Origin of the sequence: Desulfobotulus sp. (assembly GCF_034006065.1) — a bacterium.
Classification (GTDB): Bacteria; Desulfobacterota; Desulfobacteria; order Desulfobacterales; family ASO4-4; genus Desulfobotulus.
This window is the reverse complement of sequence record NZ_JAVETM010000008.1, coordinates 57,767-74,257: the sequence shown is the minus strand read 5'-3', so window position 1 is coordinate 74,257 and position 16,491 is coordinate 57,767. Positions and strand designations below refer to the sequence as shown.

Sequence of the window (16,491 nt, the reverse complement as noted above, 5' to 3'; positions counted from 1 at the left end):
GTCCATCCCAAAAGCCTTCCACGGCCTTTACCCTGCGCGGCCCTTCCTTTTCGTCCTGTATCTTGCGCCCCGAACCTCAGCGCCGCAGCCGGAGATACAGACGATCCTTCAGAGAAAAAAACACCATTTTCACAAGCCCCCCCATGTCCAGCTTTTTCCGTTTCCAGGCAAGACGCAACATGGCAAGGGCAATGTTGGGAGGAACCGGGGGGGACGCATCCTTTCTTACCAGAGCGAGGGCCGATGCAGGGCAGGTATCCACACAAAGACCGCAGCCGATGCAGCGTTTACGGTCAAAATACACCGCTCTGTCCTTCCTTGTGAAAGCCCCCATGGGGCAACGTTTCAGGCAGAGACCACAGCCCGTGCAAAGATCACTGGCCAGTCGGGCATGAAAGGGTGAAGCCACCACAAAGCCGGGATCGGGAAGCTGACGGAAGGTTCTCAGCAGGCCGCAACAGCAGCCGCAACAACAACAAATCCATTTCACCTCCCTGTCATTGCTCGGTTGCAGCACAAGACCCGCCTTGCTGGCAGAGGCAAGGATTTCCCGGACCTCTTCCCGGCTGGCCCTGCGACCAGCCCCTGTCCATCGGTAAAAATCCTCTTCTTCCCCAAAATTGATACAGGTTTCCAGGGGACGATCACAGGCTGCGTTCTGCATGCCCCTTTCCAGCCGACAGATACAGGGGGCTACCACAAAACTTGTCTTTTTTTCAATCAGGGCAAAGGCCTTTTCATAGGTCATGACCCTGAGATCCGCATGGATACTCTCCTGCACGGGGATCACCCGCATCTGCGGCGCTTTCTGCCAGCTTTTCGCGTCCACAAGCCAAGGCACATAAGCTTCCATGGCCTTGATCAGCTCCGGCGTCAGGCGATTCACCTGCAACTCCCAGATTCCCACAATGAACTGGGCCGCCATGTAACGGGGGGCTTTATCCTGTTTTTTGCTTCTGAAAATCAGACCCTTTTCCGCCATGGTTTCCAGCATGGCGGAAACGATCTTTTCTTCCATACCCGCGCGCAGGGCGATGACCCCGGCCTCTTCTTCCACAAGATTGAGGCAAGGCGCCAGCCTGGCTTCTTCCGGAGAAAAAAGCAGCTTTAAAATCCGGATTTCCACCCCTTCGGGGGTGGGAGGAAAACCACCGGGCTGCGCATCCAGATGCCGCGCCAGACGCTGGTAAATCCCTTCTTCAGAAGAATTTTGGAAGATACCGCCCCATTCCGGAAACTCTTCGGTGCTTTTTTGCATGTTTTCCTTCCAGTACGGAAATGAGGCCGGCAAAAATTATGGACCGCAAAACCCAAGGGCCTGGAATGACAATTTTTCACCCCAGGCCCATTCTGGGCATGAAAACCATGATCTCATAAGGATTCAGACAACAACCTGCGGCAACAAAGGAGGTGTCGGGATACAGAGACAAGCACAGATCACACGCAAAAGCTCCGCTTCTTCCAAAGAAAGGCTGCCATCGGATGAGGCTGTCACCAAAAGCGCCTGCACAAGCTCCCCCTTCAGGACAACATCCAGACTGTCCAGGATTCCAAGGGCCAGATCCATATCCCGGGCCCAGTCCAGAGGGACTTCATATGCAGGCACATCCATGGGCAGCATGCGACTGATACCCGATAAAAAAGCCCGTCGGGCCTGGGTCTCAGATTCATGCCCCTGCCAGGCCAGTACAGAAAAAAGCCGGATCAGAGCATCCCGGCACGCCCCTCCCCGCAGCCTGCGGGAATCCGGCCCCCCGCCCTTTTCCGTCTCTTCCAGACGACGTTTCAGAAGCCGGACCAGGCAGTATTCGAACACCGTCACCTGTCCATCCAGAAGAATCATCTGCTTCAGAAGACGGGAAAGCCGCTCCCGTACCGGCGCTTCCACCTGGCGCAGAACAGGAAAAGCCAGGTCCGTCAGGGGCAGGGTCAAAAGGGGATGCAGGCTCTCCGCCTCAGGAATCAAACTTTCCACCCTTTTCCCCAGATCATCGCCCAGCACCTCCCGGACAAAGGCCATCTGCGCTTCCCGCAATCCCTTTTCCCGGCCAAGAAGCAGGGCGGGGAAAAGCACCAGTACCCCGGTAGTACTGCGTGCCGCCCGAAGCAGGGCGTCGGGTATGGCCATCATCACCTGCTCGGCCTGATCCAGACGCTCGGGGTCCGGGGTTTCCACATCCTGCATCACCGCAGCCGTGAATGCGGAGGTCGGAATGGTTTCCCCTTCCCCTTTGCCCATGAGAAAGGCCCAGGGATTTTCCCCTGCGTCGAAGGCGGGACGCGCGCCCCGACTTACGGTTTTGGGACTGCCGGAAGCCGTCCGGAAATCCTCCGGTTGAAAGCTCGGGTCAATGGCCCGGATCCTGGCCTCCAGCGGCGGATGGGTGGCCAGTGCCGAAACCCAGAACTTCTGACCACTGGCAAAAAGCATGTGACTGACTTCTTCCCTCTCCGCAGCTCTCAGGTGGGAACCTGCGCCCAGTCCCCCTATTTTTTTCAAGGCGCCCCCGATCCCATCGGGATTCCGGGTGAACTGCACGGCATGGGCATCGGCCAGAAACTCCCGCTGTCGGGAAACCCCGGCTTTGATCAGGCGGCCGAAAAAAACACCGATATACCCCACCAGCAGAAGGGCAAGCCCCAGGATATGGCCTCCTCCCCCTCCCTGCTTCTGGTTATGGATCACGCTGCGCCGCCTGCCGCCGCTGTGCAGAAGCCCCCGCCCAATGACGCTGATGGCAAGAATTCCGTACAGGATTCCCATCATGCGGATGTTCATCCGCATATCCCCATTGAGAATGTGGGTGAACTCATGGGCGATCACCCCCTGCAACTCATCCCTTGTCAGCTGATCCAGAGCCCCCCGGCTCACGGCAATGGCGGCATCCTCCACCGAGTATCCGGCGGCAAAGGCATTGATGCCCTTTTCCGCCTCCAGCACGTAGATATGGGGCGTGGGCACACCAGAAGCAATGGACATCTCTTCCACCACATTGCAAAGCCGACGCAAAACAGGATCCTGGCTGTCCGGGTCCACCCAGACACCGCCAAGATCCAAAGCCACCCTGTCGCCCCCGCTGCGAAGCTTGGACATGCGGTACCAGCTGGCCCCAGCGATCACCAAAAGGGTGATCCCGCTGACAATACCATGAGCCTTCAGAGAGGCCGTCAGGGAGTTTTCTCCAAACCCTGCCTCAAAAAAACTGAAAAGACAGAGACTCACGGCAAGATTCACAGCCAGAACAATCAGCACGACGGCCAACAGAAAAAGAAGGACCAGCCTGCGGCTGTTGCGACGGGCGCGATCCTGATGTTCAAAAAAATTCATCCTGCGCCTCCGGAAAAATCATGGTATTGCCCCTACCTTCCGGATCCGGGCAAAACCCCATCCCATTTTTGTCAGTCAGGAGAAGGAAACCTTGGGCGCTTTGCGCATGGCTTTGTCTTCAATTTCAAGGAGGGCGGCGGACATGAAGCCAAAACGGGAGGCCACGAGATTTGCCGGAAATTGTTCTCGGGTGACATTATACGTCATGACCGCATCGTTGTAACTCTGCCGCGCAAAGGCCACCCGATTTTCCGTGCTGGCCAGTTCTTCGGAAAGCTGCTTCATGTTTTCACTGGCCTGAAGCTGGGGATAGGATTCGGAAAGGGCCATGAAACGGCCCAGCATCCCCCCAAGCCCCTGCTCCGCTGCGGACAGGGCCTGCATGGCCGAAGGATTACCCGGATCCGCCGCCGCCCTGCGAAGACCGGAAGCCGCCTGATTTCTTGCCGCAATGACCGCTTCCAGGGTTTCCCGCTCATGGGCCATGTAGGCCTTTGCCGTTTCCACAAGGTTGGGAATGAGATCGTAACGCCGGGTCAACTGCACATCAATCTGGGCAAAGGCGTTCTGAAAACGATTTTTCATTGTGACCAGTCGGTTGTAGGTCACAATGACAAAAATCACGATCAGAACCGCCACCACCCCCACTCCGATAATCCATTCCATGCCAGACTCCTTTTTCAAGCTGTCAGAAAATCCCAGAAAACATCCGCCCTGATTCCTCTGACCCATGGGCAGACTCCTGCGGGATACAAAAACTGCCTTTTAAAACACTTCTCTTCCCTTTTCCGCCGCCAGTCTCCTACGGTTTTCCGGAAAATGCCGCCAGAGGCGGTCTGTTGTGCAGCCAGGGCCGGGCCCGTTCCACCTGCCCCGCCAGGGCAAAAAGGGTGGCATCCTCCCCCATTCTCCCCGTAAAAAGCATACCCAGGGGAAGCCCTTCTGCGGTCTCATGCAGAGGCAGAGACATGCCGGGCAGCCCCGTCATATTGCCGCAGATGGTAAAGGCCATGCGGTTCAGTGTGGGAGCGGCAAAGGGTTTTGCAAGGCCGCTTTTCAGCAGAAAAGCCCCACCCGGCAGCCAGGATCCCGCCACAAGCAGCTTTTCCTCCATGGGAGAAGGAGGAATCTCTCCATGGGCCGCCGGAGGCCCGATGAGAGTGGGGGTTAAAAAAACATCCCAGGTTTCCAGAAAACGCCCCATTGCGAGCTGCACCCCGTGCCAGCCTTCCTTGGCAAGAACAAAATCCAGGGAAGAAAGGCTTTTTCCCATGGCCGCCATGTTCCGTGTGGCGGGCTCCAGCCTGCGCACGGCCTCCGGGCCACCCCACTGCCGCACCTTATGGCAAAGAGCCGCCGTATGAGCGCAGACCACCACCATGAAATCTTTCCAGAAACGATTCCTGTCAATGGAAGGCGCGGCTTCTTCCACCTTATGGCCCATGTTTTGCAAAAGGCGTACCGTGGATTCAAGACCTTTCAGAGCTTCGGGATGCACAGCCGTGGAAATCATGGGACGGCTGGAAAAGGCAATGCGCAAAGGACGGGGATCCTCGGCGCAGGCCTTCAGGCAGGATCGTTCCAACCGGGCAACCCGGTACGCAGCCCCCACTTCCGGACCGGAAACGGCATCCAGCATGGCCGCACTGTCCCGGACCGACCGGGTTATCACATGCCCGGTCACAGCCCCCTCCCAGGGCTCTCCGAACTCCGGCCCCACCGGCGTAAGCCCGCGGGAGGGCTTGAATCCGAAAACCCCGCAACAGGCTGCGGGAAAACGTATGGAACCGCCGCCATCATTGGCCGAGGCCATGGGGACAATGCCCGCTGCCACCACGGCGGCGGAACCGCCGGAAGAGCCCCCCGTGCTGTATCCCCTTTTCCAGGGATTGTGCACAGGGCCAAAGGCCTTGGGTTCTGTGGTGATGGTGAGGCCGAATTCCGGGGTGCTGGTCTTGCCAAAAGGAATCAGCCCCGTATCCATATATCGCCGGACAAGCTCGCTGTGCCTGTCCGGGATGCGCTTCACCGCAAGGCTTCCCATGGACATGGGCTCTCCTGCAAAATCATCCATGAGATCCTTAAAAAGGAAAGGGACACCGGAAAAAAGGCCCTCTCCGGACACATCTTCTGCCATCCGTCGCGCCCGTTCCGCAAAGGTATGGACAATGGCATTCAGTTCCGGGTTCAGGGCGCTGGCCCTTTCCAGCGCTGCTTCCAGCACTTCCGATGGTGAAACCTCTTTCTGACGGATCAGGTCGGCAAGACCCAGGCCATCGTACTGCGCATACTCTCTGAACATACCGCACTCCCATCCGGACTCTTGGTAATTGAAAAAAGGGTTTTACTTCCCAACACAGGTCGCATGACAGCAGAAGGGATCAAAAAGACCGCATCCATCCTCCCGGAAATTCGGATTACCCGGCAGATTCCGGGTCCCTTACGGCAAAAAAGGGCGTATACGGGGCTGGGGCTTCGGGGCAGGATCACAAACCAAAAAAACATGGCATCTGAACAATGCCCTATTCATACGCAGCGTCCCCTGCGCTGTCAATCCCCGCCATTTTCCGCCGACACAAGCCCGAAGTCCTGCAAGCGAGGATTTGAAAGGGATTTAAACCTTGCGCGTACCGCGCATATTCCCTATAATTAAACCAAATGAAAACAATTATATGAACATATAAAATAAACCCGGAAAAGCCCGTTTTCCGCCCTTAAAAAGCAGCCCCAAGACCTCAGAAAAAGCCCTGCTAAGGAAAAGCTCCGAAACTCCCTGGCACTTGGATGGGTTCCGGACTTCTCCTTGCCGTCCCCATGTCTCCCCGCCCCGCCTGTGGCGATTTTTCGGCTCTCCCCCCACCCAAGAAAGGAGTTCCGCCATGAAAAAGACCATCCTCTCCCTTCTTCTCGCAAGCCTTTTCTGCTTTCTGTCAGGTCCTGCCGCGGCTGAAAAAATTCTCATTGCAGCCTGCGATCCCTGGCCTCCCTTTGTGGATCCTCAGCATCCCAAAGAAGGCGTCAGTATGGAAATCATCCGGGCAGCCTATGCCACCCAGGGCTACGCCATCAAACTGGAATATGTGCCCTGGGCCAGGGCCGAACAGGGCGTCAAAGACGGAGTTTATGATTTCCTGCCGCCCACCTGGATGACCCATGAACGCCAGAAGTATCTGCTTTACAGTGAGCCCTATGCTGTCAATCAGATCAAATTCATCAAAAGAAAGGATGATCCCTTTGAATTTACAGGCATGGAAAGTCTTAAGGGAAAAACCATCGGAATTGTAAGGGGATATGGATACGGCGACGCCTTTCTCACCGCCACCCACTTCAGACGGGAAGAAGCCAATGATCTCATCAGCAATACCCGCAAACTCATTGCAGGCCGCATTGATCTTACCCTGGAAGATGAGATTGTGGCCCGCGTACGACTGGCCCAGGAAAATCCGAATCTGCTGAACGACATTTCCTTTACCCGCAACGCACTTTCCCGCAACCCCCTTCACATTGCAGCGGGTCTTAAAAATCCAAAACACCAGGAAATCATCACTGCTTTTAATAAAGGCCTGGCTGAAATCAGAAAAAATGGTACATATGCAGCAATATTGGCAAGCTACGGCATAGAATCCCACTGAAATCCGCCATGCAGCTTTCATCCCGAACATGGATAAAAACAAGAAAGGCTCGGTAAAACTGATGATATCGTATTTTTCCCCTTCCCGTCTCCTGTTCCGCACCCTCTTCATCCTGACGGCCCTGGCCCTTTGTTTTCCCGTGCTGGGGCCTGTGAACGCCCAGGCCGCAGACAAGGTCGTTCTCGCCAACGGAGATTGGGAACCCTATCAGGGAGAAAAACTCCCCCAGGGAGGTCCCGCAAGCCAGATTGTCCGTGAAGCCTTTGCCTCTCAGGGCTGGGATGTGGAGTTCCGGTATATGCCCTGGGCCAGAGGCTTAAGCCTTACCCAGGAAGTCCAGACCGATGGCACCATGCTTTACAGCTATAATGAGGAGCGGGGGAAAAACTTTTTGTTCAGTGCCCCCATCCTTGTACTGGAAACCGTGGTTTTTCACCGCAAAGACAAACCCCTTGCATGGCAGAACCCCGAGGACCTCAAAGGTCTGACCCTGGGGGCAGTACTCAAGTATGACTACGGCTTTGTCACGGAAGAAGCGGGTTATACCCTGGATCGGGTTGCTTCCAATGTGTTCAACTACCGCAAGCTGGCCGCTGGCCGCATTGACGCCCTGATGGAAGAACGTCTGGTGGGTCTTGCCGCCCTTGAAAGCGAAGGGTTTACAGACACCCTCACCTACCATCCCAAACCCATTAAAAGCGCTCCCTATCATCTCATTGTGTCCAGAAATCATCCCAGGGCCCAGGAGATCATCGCCGCCTTCAACCAGGGCCTTGAGCAGCTTAAGCAGGATGGACGTCTGGAAAAGATTCTCCAGTCCCGATAATTTTTTTTCATCCCATGCCTTTGTTCCAAACTCTCCGGCACCCCATGTGCATAAAAAACCGGCATGGGAAAAGGCACCGGGGCTTGCCACCGCATCCGCCCCGGTCCTTGTTACGCAGCTGTGAACACATGACCATAAGGAAGACACATCCATGAAAACCTCTTTCTTTTCCCCCGTGCGTATGCTCATCATTGGTATCCTGTGCCTTGGCGCCCTTGCGGGGGCCGCTTTCTGGTTTTACGCATCCACAGATCCCACCCTCTCCAAAGCCCTGGATCCCAACTCAAAAACCGTACACCTTGCAAACGGAGAGTGGGCACCCTATCAGGGGGAATCCCTGCTTGGCGGTGGTCCCATGAGCCGCATTGTCGCAGCAGCCTTCAGGAGCCAGGGGTGGAATGTGGAGTACACCTATCTGCCCTGGGCCAGGGGACTTGCCATGACCGAAGAGGTCAAAACCGATGGCACCATGCTCTACAGCTACAACGAAGAACGCGGGAAAAAATTCTTCTACAGCGACCCCGTCCTTCAGCTGGACACCGTGGTCTTCTACAACCTGAATAAACCCGTACGCTGGGACAAGCCCGAAGATCTCAAGGGCCTTGCGCTGGGTGGGGTTGAAAAATACGATTACGGCTTTGTGCGGGAAGAAGACGGCTACCGTCTCCTTCGCAGCACGTCTTCAGAGAGCAACCACCAGAGGCTGGCCGAAGGACGGCTGGATGGCGCTCTGGATGAAGTCCTGGTGGGCATGAACATCCTCAGAAACGCAGGACTCCGCCATCGCATCACCTTTCATCCGAGACCCATCAAAAGCCGGGACTATCACCTTATCCTCTCCAAAGACCACCCCAGGGCGGAAACCATCCTTTCCGTATTCAATCAGGGACTGGCCCAGATCAAAGCGGATGGAACCTTTATGAGCCTGCTTCAGTACGATTAACAAAAAAACACCTTGTACAACATGAAGGAGCCTTCCATGAAAACGACCGATCTCCGCATTCCTCTGCAAAAGCGTATCTTTGTACGCATTGTCGGTACAGTGCTGGTTCTGACCACGGTCATCCTGATGATGATGGGATTCTGGCAATACCAGAGCGCCAAAACCCGCCTGGAGCAGGGGCTCAATGTGGACGCAGATCTTGCCATCCAGCGCATCGGTCTCACGCTCCAGGATCCCTTGTACAATTTTGACATGAACCAGGCGGAAGCCATTCTCCGTTCAGAAATGCAGGATCTGCGCCTTCTGGCCCTGGCCCTTTCCGATGGGTCCAACCAGAAGCAGATCCTGATTCTGGGCAGGGATGCGGAAAAAAAAATACAGAAAACAGAAAAACTTCCGGAAGCCACACGTTTTCAGCGCCACAACCCCATTAAGCGGGGAGAAGACGTGCTGGGCCATATCACCATTCTCCTGGATCCCGAATTCTTTCAGGACAGTCTTCGCCAGATCCTGCAAAACACCATCCTCACCATCCTTTTTCTCAATATACTCCTGCTGGCAGTAATGGCCTTTGCCTTACGGCTGATGGTTTTTCATCCTTTACAGGGAATGATCGGCGCGGTCCGGGATCTGGCGGAGGGCGAGGGGGATCTCACCCGCCGCATCAACGAAAACAAAGGGGATGAGCTCAGCCTGGCCGCCCGGTGGATTAACCTCTTCATCTCCCAGATCCACGGCATCATGGTCCGCATCCGGGAAAACGGAAATAAGCTTATGGATGCAGCCTCAAGCCTCCTTGCCATCTCGGAGAATATGGCCAGAGACGCCAAGACCTCCGCAGAACGGGCAACGGCTGTGGCCCGCGCCACGGGAGAAATGAGCAAAAGCATGGACAGTGTTGCCTCCGCCATGGAACAGGCGGCCACCAACACCTCCATGGTGGCCGCAGCCACAGAACAGATGACAGCCACCATTGATGAAATCGCCAAAAACACGGAAAAAGCCCGCCACACCACGCAAAACGCCGTGGAACGCTCCGATGGCGCAACGGAAAAAATGGCAGATCTTGGGAAAATCGCATCTGAAATCGGAAAAGTAACGGAATCCATTACTGAAATTTCAGCTCAAACCAATCTTTTGGCCCTGAACGCCACCATAGAAGCCGCACGCGCCGGAGAAGCGGGCAAGGGGTTTGCCGTGGTGGCCGCGGAAATCAAAACCCTGGCCACCCAGACCACCACAGCCACGGAAAATATCCGCAACATCATCGGCTCCGCCCAGAGCATTATCCGGGAGGCCACCGCTGAGGTCAAAGAGGTCAGCCAGGCCATTCAGGCCACCAGCGGCATTGTCACCATCATCGCCACGGCTGTGGAACAGCAGTCTTCCGCCACACGGGAAATCTCCGGCAATGTCCTCCAGGCAGCCCAGGGCATTCAGGAAGTCAATGAGAACATGGCTGCCATGAATGGTTTTGTCCAGAGCATCCGCCAGGATATCGAAGGGGTGGACAGGATCAGCAAAGAAATGAACAACACCAGCTGTGAAGTCAATGGAAAGGCCCGTGAAGTTTCAGGCATGGCCGGAGGTCTTCAGACCCTTATCGATCGTTTTGTTCTGTGACCTCCTTAAGCAACCAAACTCCACCGGAAAAAAGGAGAAGGAACCTTGCATCCCAAGCCTACGCTGCCCTTTCATGAATATTTATTGAGAATCAGCCTCATCTGTCTTTTTCTGCTGGGGGGATTGGCATACCATGCCCATGCGGATTTTCCTGTGGGAATCAGCGAGACAGAAATCCGGATCGGTCAGTCCTGCGCCCTCACAGGGCCCGTCATGGGCCTGGGTACTGCCATGCGGGATGGGGCCAGGCTCTACTTCGCATATATCAACTCCCAGGGAGGGATCCATGGCAGAAAAATCAACCTCATCACCCTGGATGACGGATACAACCCTGAAACCTGCAAAACCAACACGGAAACCCTGATCCGCAAAGAAAAGGTTTTTCTCCTTTTTGGTTATGTGGGCACCCCCACCACCCAGGCAGCCCTTCCCTTGCTGCGGGAAACAGGAACCCCGCTTTTTGCCCCTGTCACAGGGGCTGAGATGTTCAGAAACCCCGTTTCACGGGAAGTGTTCAATATCCGCGCCAGCTATTTCCAGGAAACCGAAGCCATGGTTGATCGGCTCATCCATGACAGACAATTGCGACGCATTGCCGTTTTTTACCAGAACGACGCCTATGGGGAAGATGGCCTGAACGGAGTGCGCAGGGCAACGGCCAAATATGGACTTTCCCCTGTGGCCACAGTCAGCTATGACAGAACCCAGCCAGAGATAAACACAGCCCTTGCCCTTCTCATGAAGGAAAACCCGGATGCCGTCATCCTCGTGGGATCCACAGAACCTTGCGCACAACTCATCTCCGGAATGCGGGCTGCGGGCAGTGAGGCCCTTTTCCTCAATGTTTCCTTTGTGAATGGCGATCACCTTGCCCGCCAACTCGCCAATGACGGCGTCGGCGTTGTGGTCACCCAGGTGGTCCCCTTCCCCTTTTACAAAAGAATTCCTGTGGTGGCCGAATACAACCGCCTTGCCGCCGAACTCAGTCCGGACACAGAACCCTCCTTTGCAGGAATGGAAGGCTTCATGGCCGCCAAAGCCCTTTGCAGGGTGCTTGAGGAAAGCCCCCCCACCCTGACCCGTGAAGACTTTATCCAGACAGCCCAGGCACAAAGGGATACGGACATTGGAGGATTCACCGTCTCCTTTTCCCAAGACCTGCACCAGGGTGGCAATCTCGTCTACCTCACCCAGATAGGCCCTGGCGGGTTCCTGAGGCCCCTTGAAAATCTCGGCCAGCTCTACCCTTTTTTCAGGAATTAGCCTCCGGTTGCGCAGCCCCGGATCCAGACCTTGGGAAGCCACGCATCGCTTTTTCACAGAAAGCCAGACTGCACCCAGGGCTGCGTTTTTTTCAGGTTGTCCTGAACATTTTTCCCCCACAAGCCTTTAGACAAACGCAGTCAGAAGATAGAAAATCCATCCTTCTGCAAGCTCCTTTTTCAGTACGAAGAATGCCCATGGCAGGCATCGGTTAAAAAAAACATCTCACAGAAAGGACACCGTATGCTTTTTTTCAGAAACCTCCTCATAAGCCTTTTTCTCTTCTTCTGCCTCCCCCTCCCTGCCTTCTCAGGGGAGGCTCTCAAGGGCGCCACCCTGAACTGGGAGCCCTACATCGGCGTGAACATGCCCAGGGAAGGATATGTGGCGGAAGTGGTCCGTGAGGCCTTATCTGCGGGCGGTGGGTACACCCTGGACATTCAATATATGCCCTGGGCACGCGTGGTGGCCATGACCAAGGCAGGACAGTTTGATCTTTATTTTCCCGAATATTACGCCGAAGAACTGAAAAAAGACTTTCTCATCTCCGATGCCTTTCCCGGCGGCCCTCTGGTTTTTTTCCGCAAAAAAGGCAGCCAGATTTCCTATACAAAGCTTCAGGATCTCAGGTCCTATAAAATCGGGGTGGTCCGGGGTTATGTGAATACGCCGGAGTTTGATGCCGCCACCTATCTCACCAAAGAAGAAGTCACAGAAGATCTCCACAACTTCCTCAAACTTCTGGCAGGCCGCATCGACCTTGTGGTTGCGGATCAGTATGTGGGCCTTCACCTGCTCCGCACCCAGCTGCCGGACAGAAGCCAGGAGGTGGAAATACTGAGCCCGCCTTTGGGAAATAACGATCTTTATGTCTGTTTTCCTAAGAAAATCCAGGACGCAGAAAAAAAGCTCAAGGCCTTTAACAGGGGCTTAAAAATGCTCAAGGAATCCGGCCGTATTCAGGAAATCATGGCCAGCCATGGCTTCTGACCTCTTCTTGTCCCCCAATAAAGGGAGGATTGAATGAGACACCCCCCCTATCGAATGCTGCTCATTCTTTTCTTTTGGCTTTCTGGCATTTCCGGTTTTGCCTTCGCACAGGAAACCATCCGTATCACCAATGGAGAATGGCCCCCCTATCTTTCAGAGAAATTAAAACATAACGGGCTCGCCTCACGCATCGTCAGAGAAGCCTTTGAACTGGAAGGAATTCAGGTGGTCTATGATTTCTTCCCCTGGAACCGCTCCCTCATGCTCGCCCAGACAGGGGAATGGGACGGAACCGCTGTCTGGCTGCGCTCTCCCGAAAGGGAACAGGAATTTTACATCAGTGACCCCGTGGTCCAGAGTACCTATGTCTTTTTTCACCTCAAAAAAAGAAACTTCAGCTGGAAAACGCTGGAAGATCTGAAAGACTACAGAATTGGGGGAACCTTTGGTTATGATTATGGAGAAGCTTTCCAGAAGGCGGAAAAAGAAAAAAGAATCCGTGTAGAACGCGCTTCCAGGGATGAGCTGAACCTTGCCAAACTGCTCCACGAGAGAATCGATATTTTTCCCTTGGATATCAACGTGGGCTATACCCTTCTGGTCAATGAATACCCCCCGGAAGTTGTCAGCACAGTGACGGTGCATCCCCTTGCCCTGAGAGATGACCCTCTGCATCTGCTCCTGTCCAGAAAAGTACCTGAAAACAAAACTCGGATGGAAAAATTTAACAGCGGTCTGAAAAAATTATACGAAAGCGGTAAAATTGATCAGTATCTCGAAGAATCCCGAAGAGGGGAGTATAAACCATAAATCCGCATAATACGGCGGGGTTCCCAGCCCCGCCCAGGCTTCCCAGCCTTTCCATCCCACCCGAGAGAGGAGAACTCCCATGCGCATCCAGGCCACCCTCACAGCCCTTGCCTTCGGCTTGCTTCTTTCCACATCGGCCCTGGCCGAAGACATATGGAAAATCACCTCCCTTAACTGGGAGCCCTATTCCGGTGCACAGATGAGTTCCCAGGGAAACTCCATACAGAAATTACGGGAGGTTCTTCAAAAAGAAGGTATCCGCTTGATCGTGGAATTCTACCCTTGGGCCAGGGCCCAACACCTTGCAAAAACCCAGGACTATGTGGGGTATTTTCCTGCCTGGCCGGAAGAAGTTTCCGAAGGCTTTATCGCCTCTTCCCCCGTTGACTGGTCGGAGATCGCGATTCTCAAACGTTCAGGCGAAAAAATCACATTTGAAAATATTGAGGATCTTTTTAAAAAATACAACGTGGGTCTCGTAGGAACCTATACCTACCCCAAAGCCATTCAGGACGCCGCCCAAAAATATGCCGATCACGCAGATCTCGCTCCCCATGAGACCTCCTTATTGCAAAAACTTTCTCAAGGACGGCACCCTGTTGCCATAACCGATCCCAACGTCATGATGTTTCTTGCGGAAAAACATGGCATCCACAATGTCGAAACTCTGCAGATACTCATGAAAAAAGAGTTGGTCATCGCCTTCAGGGATGGGGAAGACAACAAGGCCCGGATCCAACTGCTTCAAAAACTGCTTAAAAAACCCTGACTCCCCAAAACCTCATGCCTCGGCAATGAGAAGCCCCATGGCCTGGGAAACGGCCCGAATGGACGACATGCCGAGCAGATTTTCAGCATGATCCTTTGCCCATCCCAGGTCAAGACGCTGAATCTGGCCCTGAACCGCTGGCATAAACTGGGGGTCCAGACTCAGACTTCGGATACCAATACCCAGCAAAAAAGGAATAAAAGCCGGATCATGCCCCATCTCCCCACAAACCGAAACGTCTATGTCCGCGTCCCTGCCTGCGGCTGCAATGCGGGCCAGAGATCGCAACACGGAAGGATGCTGGGGCTGATAGTAATGGGCGACCTTGGGGTTGCTGCGGTCCACGGCCAGCATGTACTGCACAAGATCATTGGTGCCGATGGAGAAAAAATCCGCCTCTTTTGCAAAATCCCCGATGATCTCCACCACAGCAGGCAACTCCACCATCATGCCAATGGCAGGGTGGGTGTGAAAGGCCAGCCCCTCCCCCCGTAAGGCGTCCATACAGGCCATCACCATGGCCCTGGCCTCCCGGAACTCGTCCAGACTGGAAATCATGGGAAACATGATCCGCGGTGAAACAGCCCCATGGGCCGCCCGTAAAATCGCCCGTATCTGGGTCTCGAAGAGGTCTTTGTGCATCAGGGAAAAGCGTATGGACCGCAGCCCCAGCTCCGGGTTCACCTCCGCACTGCTGTTTGCATGGGCCATCACCTTTTCGCCCCCCACATCCAGGGTCCGGATGGTAACAGGCTTATCCGGCATGCCTTCAAAGAGCCTGCGATAAATCCCGTGCTGCTCCGCCTCCGACGGGAAGGCGGAGCGGATAAGGAAGGGAAACTCACTGCGATACAATCCAATGCCCTCGGCTTTCATTCTCAGGGCAAGGCGCATTTCAGACAACAAATTGATGTTCGCCAGAAGCTGGATTTTCACCCCATCCCGGGTGAAGGTGGCATCCGCCAGTCCTCCGCTCCCTTTTTCTACGGAAAGCCAGGTTTCCCGACTCCTTGAAAAGGTCTCCACCACCCCAGGTTCCGGCCGGATATAGACATTGCCCACTGCACCGTCCACAAGCACCCGGGTTCCTTCGGGAAGATCCAGCAGCCCCCGATCTTCCACAAACACCAGGGGAATCTGCAGCGACCGGCACAAAATGGACACATGGGAAGTCAGTCCTCCGGAAACCAGCACGATCCCGGCCACATCCTGGCTCACAAGCTTCAGAACATCCGAAGGAAAAAGCTCCCCTGCAATCACAACACCCCCCCCATGTCCAAGGGGAGCCTCATCTTCTCCGCCGGGTTTCATATTCCGCAGAAGACGACAGGAAAAATCTTCAATGTCCGATACCTTTTCACGCACATAGGCCTGGGGAGAAGCACCCAGTACAGCGATGTAATGGCGAGCCACACTCCGCACCGCAGCCATGGCCGAAAGCCCTTCTGCGATCTTTTCCTCAACACGTCGCCGGAACGACGGATCCTTGAGCATCATGAAGTGGGCGGTAAAGATCAGCGCCGCACTTTCCGGAAGCCTCTCGGCAAATCGTTCCTGAAGATCCGTAAGCTCCTGGGCCGTACGCTCCAGAGCCTGGTGGAAGCATGTCCGCCCCGTCGGCATACCGGATTCCGTATCTTCTCGCAGAATATCGCATGCGGTCTGCCCCAGGATCAGGGCGGGTCCCATGGCATATCCCGGAGAAGCCGCTTTTCCACGAACAAGGGAAGGTAGTTTTTCAGAACAAGGGGATGCGCCTTTTCCAAAGGAGTCTCCGGAAAGGGAAAGGAGCAGACGGGCATTCTCCAGGGCACTTGCCAGTTGTGAGGCTGTTGCACGCAAAGCCCGGACATCCATGTCGTCAAAGCGGTCTGTGTCTTCGTGCTGCACCACAAGAACGCCAATGCGCACAGCGCCCCTATGGATGGGCACCGCCAGAAAAGAAAAAAAACGTTCTTCCCCGGTTTCCGAAAAATACCTGAAATCCGGGTGTTTGTGCCCGTCTCCCGTACACAGGGCCTCAAGACCGGAAAAGACCTTGCCCACAAGCCCCTCCCCAGGAGCCAGGCGCACGCGCCCCACGGCTTCCTTTTTCAAGCCCAGGCTGGCCCGCAGCACCAGAGCTTCTGTGGATTCGTCGTAGAGATAGATGGAGCATACCTGGGCCTTCAGATGGCGGGCCACGAGGTCCACGGTCTGATCCAGAAACATCAGGATATCATCGGAATCCCTTAAAACTCCGGAAAGCTCTCCCATATCGCACAAAAGATTGAGATGATCAGAATAATCAGGGGTCATCGTCAGCCT

13 protein-coding genes are annotated in these 16,491 nt (G+C 54.9%); 8 read left to right on the top strand and 5 right to left on the bottom strand.

What is annotated here, in order from left to right; all coding sequences use genetic code 11:
• Positions 1-76 precede the first annotated feature (76 nt).
• The 4 genes from RBR60_RS05250 to RBR60_RS05235 all read right to left on the bottom strand — a co-directional run bounded on the left by RBR60_RS05250 (position 77) and on the right by RBR60_RS05235 (position 5,630).
• Complete coding sequence (locus RBR60_RS05250; protein ID WP_320354831.1) at positions 77-1,258, bottom strand: 4Fe-4S binding protein; 1,182 nt, start codon at positions 1,256-1,258, stop codon at positions 77-79.
• A gap of 123 nt (positions 1,259-1,381) precedes the next feature.
• Positions 1,382-3,328, bottom strand: a complete 1,947-nt coding sequence (locus RBR60_RS05245) for a M48 family metallopeptidase (protein WP_320354830.1) — start codon at positions 3,326-3,328, stop codon at positions 1,382-1,384.
• 75 nt (positions 3,329-3,403) lie between these two features.
• On the bottom strand, positions 3,404-3,994 hold the full coding sequence (locus RBR60_RS05240; RefSeq protein ID WP_320354829.1) for a LemA family protein: 591 nt from the start codon (positions 3,992-3,994) through the stop codon (positions 3,404-3,406).
• Positions 3,995-4,130: 136 nt separating this feature from the next.
• Positions 4,131-5,630, bottom strand: a complete 1,500-nt coding sequence (locus tag RBR60_RS05235; RefSeq protein ID WP_320354828.1) for an amidase — start codon at positions 5,628-5,630, stop codon at positions 4,131-4,133.
• Between the two features lie 577 nt (positions 5,631-6,207).
• Here RBR60_RS05235 and RBR60_RS05230 point away from each other — a divergent pair.
• The 8 genes from RBR60_RS05230 (at position 6,208) to RBR60_RS05195 (ending at position 14,184) form a co-directional block, all read left to right on the top strand.
• Positions 6,208-6,960: a substrate-binding periplasmic protein gene (locus tag RBR60_RS05230; RefSeq protein WP_320354827.1), complete on the top strand. Its 753-nt coding sequence runs from the start codon at positions 6,208-6,210 to the stop codon at positions 6,958-6,960.
• A 61-nt stretch (positions 6,961-7,021) separates the two neighbouring features.
• Positions 7,022-7,786, top strand: a complete 765-nt coding sequence (locus RBR60_RS05225; protein ID WP_320354826.1) for a substrate-binding periplasmic protein — start codon at positions 7,022-7,024, stop codon at positions 7,784-7,786.
• Positions 7,787-7,937: 151 nt separating this feature from the next.
• The gene (locus RBR60_RS05220; RefSeq protein WP_320354825.1) at positions 7,938-8,729 is read left to right on the top strand and encodes a transporter substrate-binding domain-containing protein; all 792 of its coding nucleotides are present in this window, start codon (positions 7,938-7,940) and stop codon (positions 8,727-8,729) included.
• A gap of 36 nt (positions 8,730-8,765) precedes the next feature.
• Positions 8,766-10,352, top strand: a complete 1,587-nt coding sequence (locus tag RBR60_RS05215) for a methyl-accepting chemotaxis protein (RefSeq protein WP_320354824.1) — start codon at positions 8,766-8,768, stop codon at positions 10,350-10,352.
• Between the two features lie 45 nt (positions 10,353-10,397).
• A complete protein-coding gene (locus RBR60_RS05210; RefSeq protein WP_320354823.1) occupies positions 10,398-11,615 on the top strand; it encodes an ABC transporter substrate-binding protein in 1,218 nt (405 codons plus the stop codon).
• A 243-nt stretch (positions 11,616-11,858) separates the two neighbouring features.
• Positions 11,859-12,605: an ABC transporter substrate-binding protein gene (locus RBR60_RS05205; protein ID WP_320354822.1), complete on the top strand. Its 747-nt coding sequence runs from the start codon at positions 11,859-11,861 to the stop codon at positions 12,603-12,605.
• Positions 12,606-12,638: 33 nt separating this feature from the next.
• Positions 12,639-13,415, top strand: coding sequence for a substrate-binding periplasmic protein (locus tag RBR60_RS05200; protein ID WP_320354821.1), 777 nt, complete (start codon positions 12,639-12,641; stop codon positions 13,413-13,415).
• A gap of 79 nt (positions 13,416-13,494) precedes the next feature.
• Positions 13,495-14,184 carry a transporter substrate-binding domain-containing protein gene (locus RBR60_RS05195; protein ID WP_320354820.1) on the top strand — a complete coding sequence of 230 codons (690 nt, stop codon included), beginning with the start codon at positions 13,495-13,497 and terminating at the stop codon, positions 14,182-14,184.
• Positions 14,185-14,196: 12 nt separating this feature from the next.
• Here the strand turns inward: RBR60_RS05195 and ptsP are convergent, their stop codons facing one another.
• Positions 14,197-16,482 carry a phosphoenolpyruvate--protein phosphotransferase gene (gene ptsP, locus RBR60_RS05190; protein WP_320354819.1) on the bottom strand — a complete coding sequence of 762 codons (2,286 nt, stop codon included), beginning with the start codon at positions 16,480-16,482 and terminating at the stop codon, positions 14,197-14,199.
• Positions 16,483-16,491 lie beyond the last annotated feature (9 nt).

Coding starts and splice junctions, on each gene's coding strand:
- RBR60_RS05250 (WP_320354831.1), bottom strand. CDS start 1,258: ATGCAAAAAAGCACCGAAGAGTTTCCGGAATGGGGCGGTATCTTCCAA.
- RBR60_RS05245 (WP_320354830.1), bottom strand. CDS start 3,328: ATGAATTTTTTTGAACATCAGGATCGCGCCCGTCGCAACAGCCGCAGG.
- RBR60_RS05240 (WP_320354829.1), bottom strand. CDS start 3,994: ATGGAATGGATTATCGGAGTGGGGGTGGTGGCGGTTCTGATCGTGATT.
- RBR60_RS05235 (WP_320354828.1), bottom strand. CDS start 5,630: ATGTTCAGAGAGTATGCGCAGTACGATGGCCTGGGTCTTGCCGACCTG.
- RBR60_RS05230 (WP_320354827.1), top strand. CDS start 6,208: ATGAAAAAGACCATCCTCTCCCTTCTTCTCGCAAGCCTTTTCTGCTTT.
- RBR60_RS05225 (WP_320354826.1), top strand. CDS start 7,022: ATGATATCGTATTTTTCCCCTTCCCGTCTCCTGTTCCGCACCCTCTTC.
- RBR60_RS05220 (WP_320354825.1), top strand. CDS start 7,938: ATGAAAACCTCTTTCTTTTCCCCCGTGCGTATGCTCATCATTGGTATC.
- RBR60_RS05215 (WP_320354824.1), top strand. CDS start 8,766: ATGAAAACGACCGATCTCCGCATTCCTCTGCAAAAGCGTATCTTTGTA.
- RBR60_RS05205 (WP_320354822.1), top strand. CDS start 11,859: ATGCTTTTTTTCAGAAACCTCCTCATAAGCCTTTTTCTCTTCTTCTGC.
- RBR60_RS05200 (WP_320354821.1), top strand. CDS start 12,639: ATGAGACACCCCCCCTATCGAATGCTGCTCATTCTTTTCTTTTGGCTT.
- RBR60_RS05195 (WP_320354820.1), top strand. CDS start 13,495: ATGCGCATCCAGGCCACCCTCACAGCCCTTGCCTTCGGCTTGCTTCTT.
- ptsP (WP_320354819.1), bottom strand. CDS start 16,482: ATGACCCCTGATTATTCTGATCATCTCAATCTTTTGTGCGATATGGGA.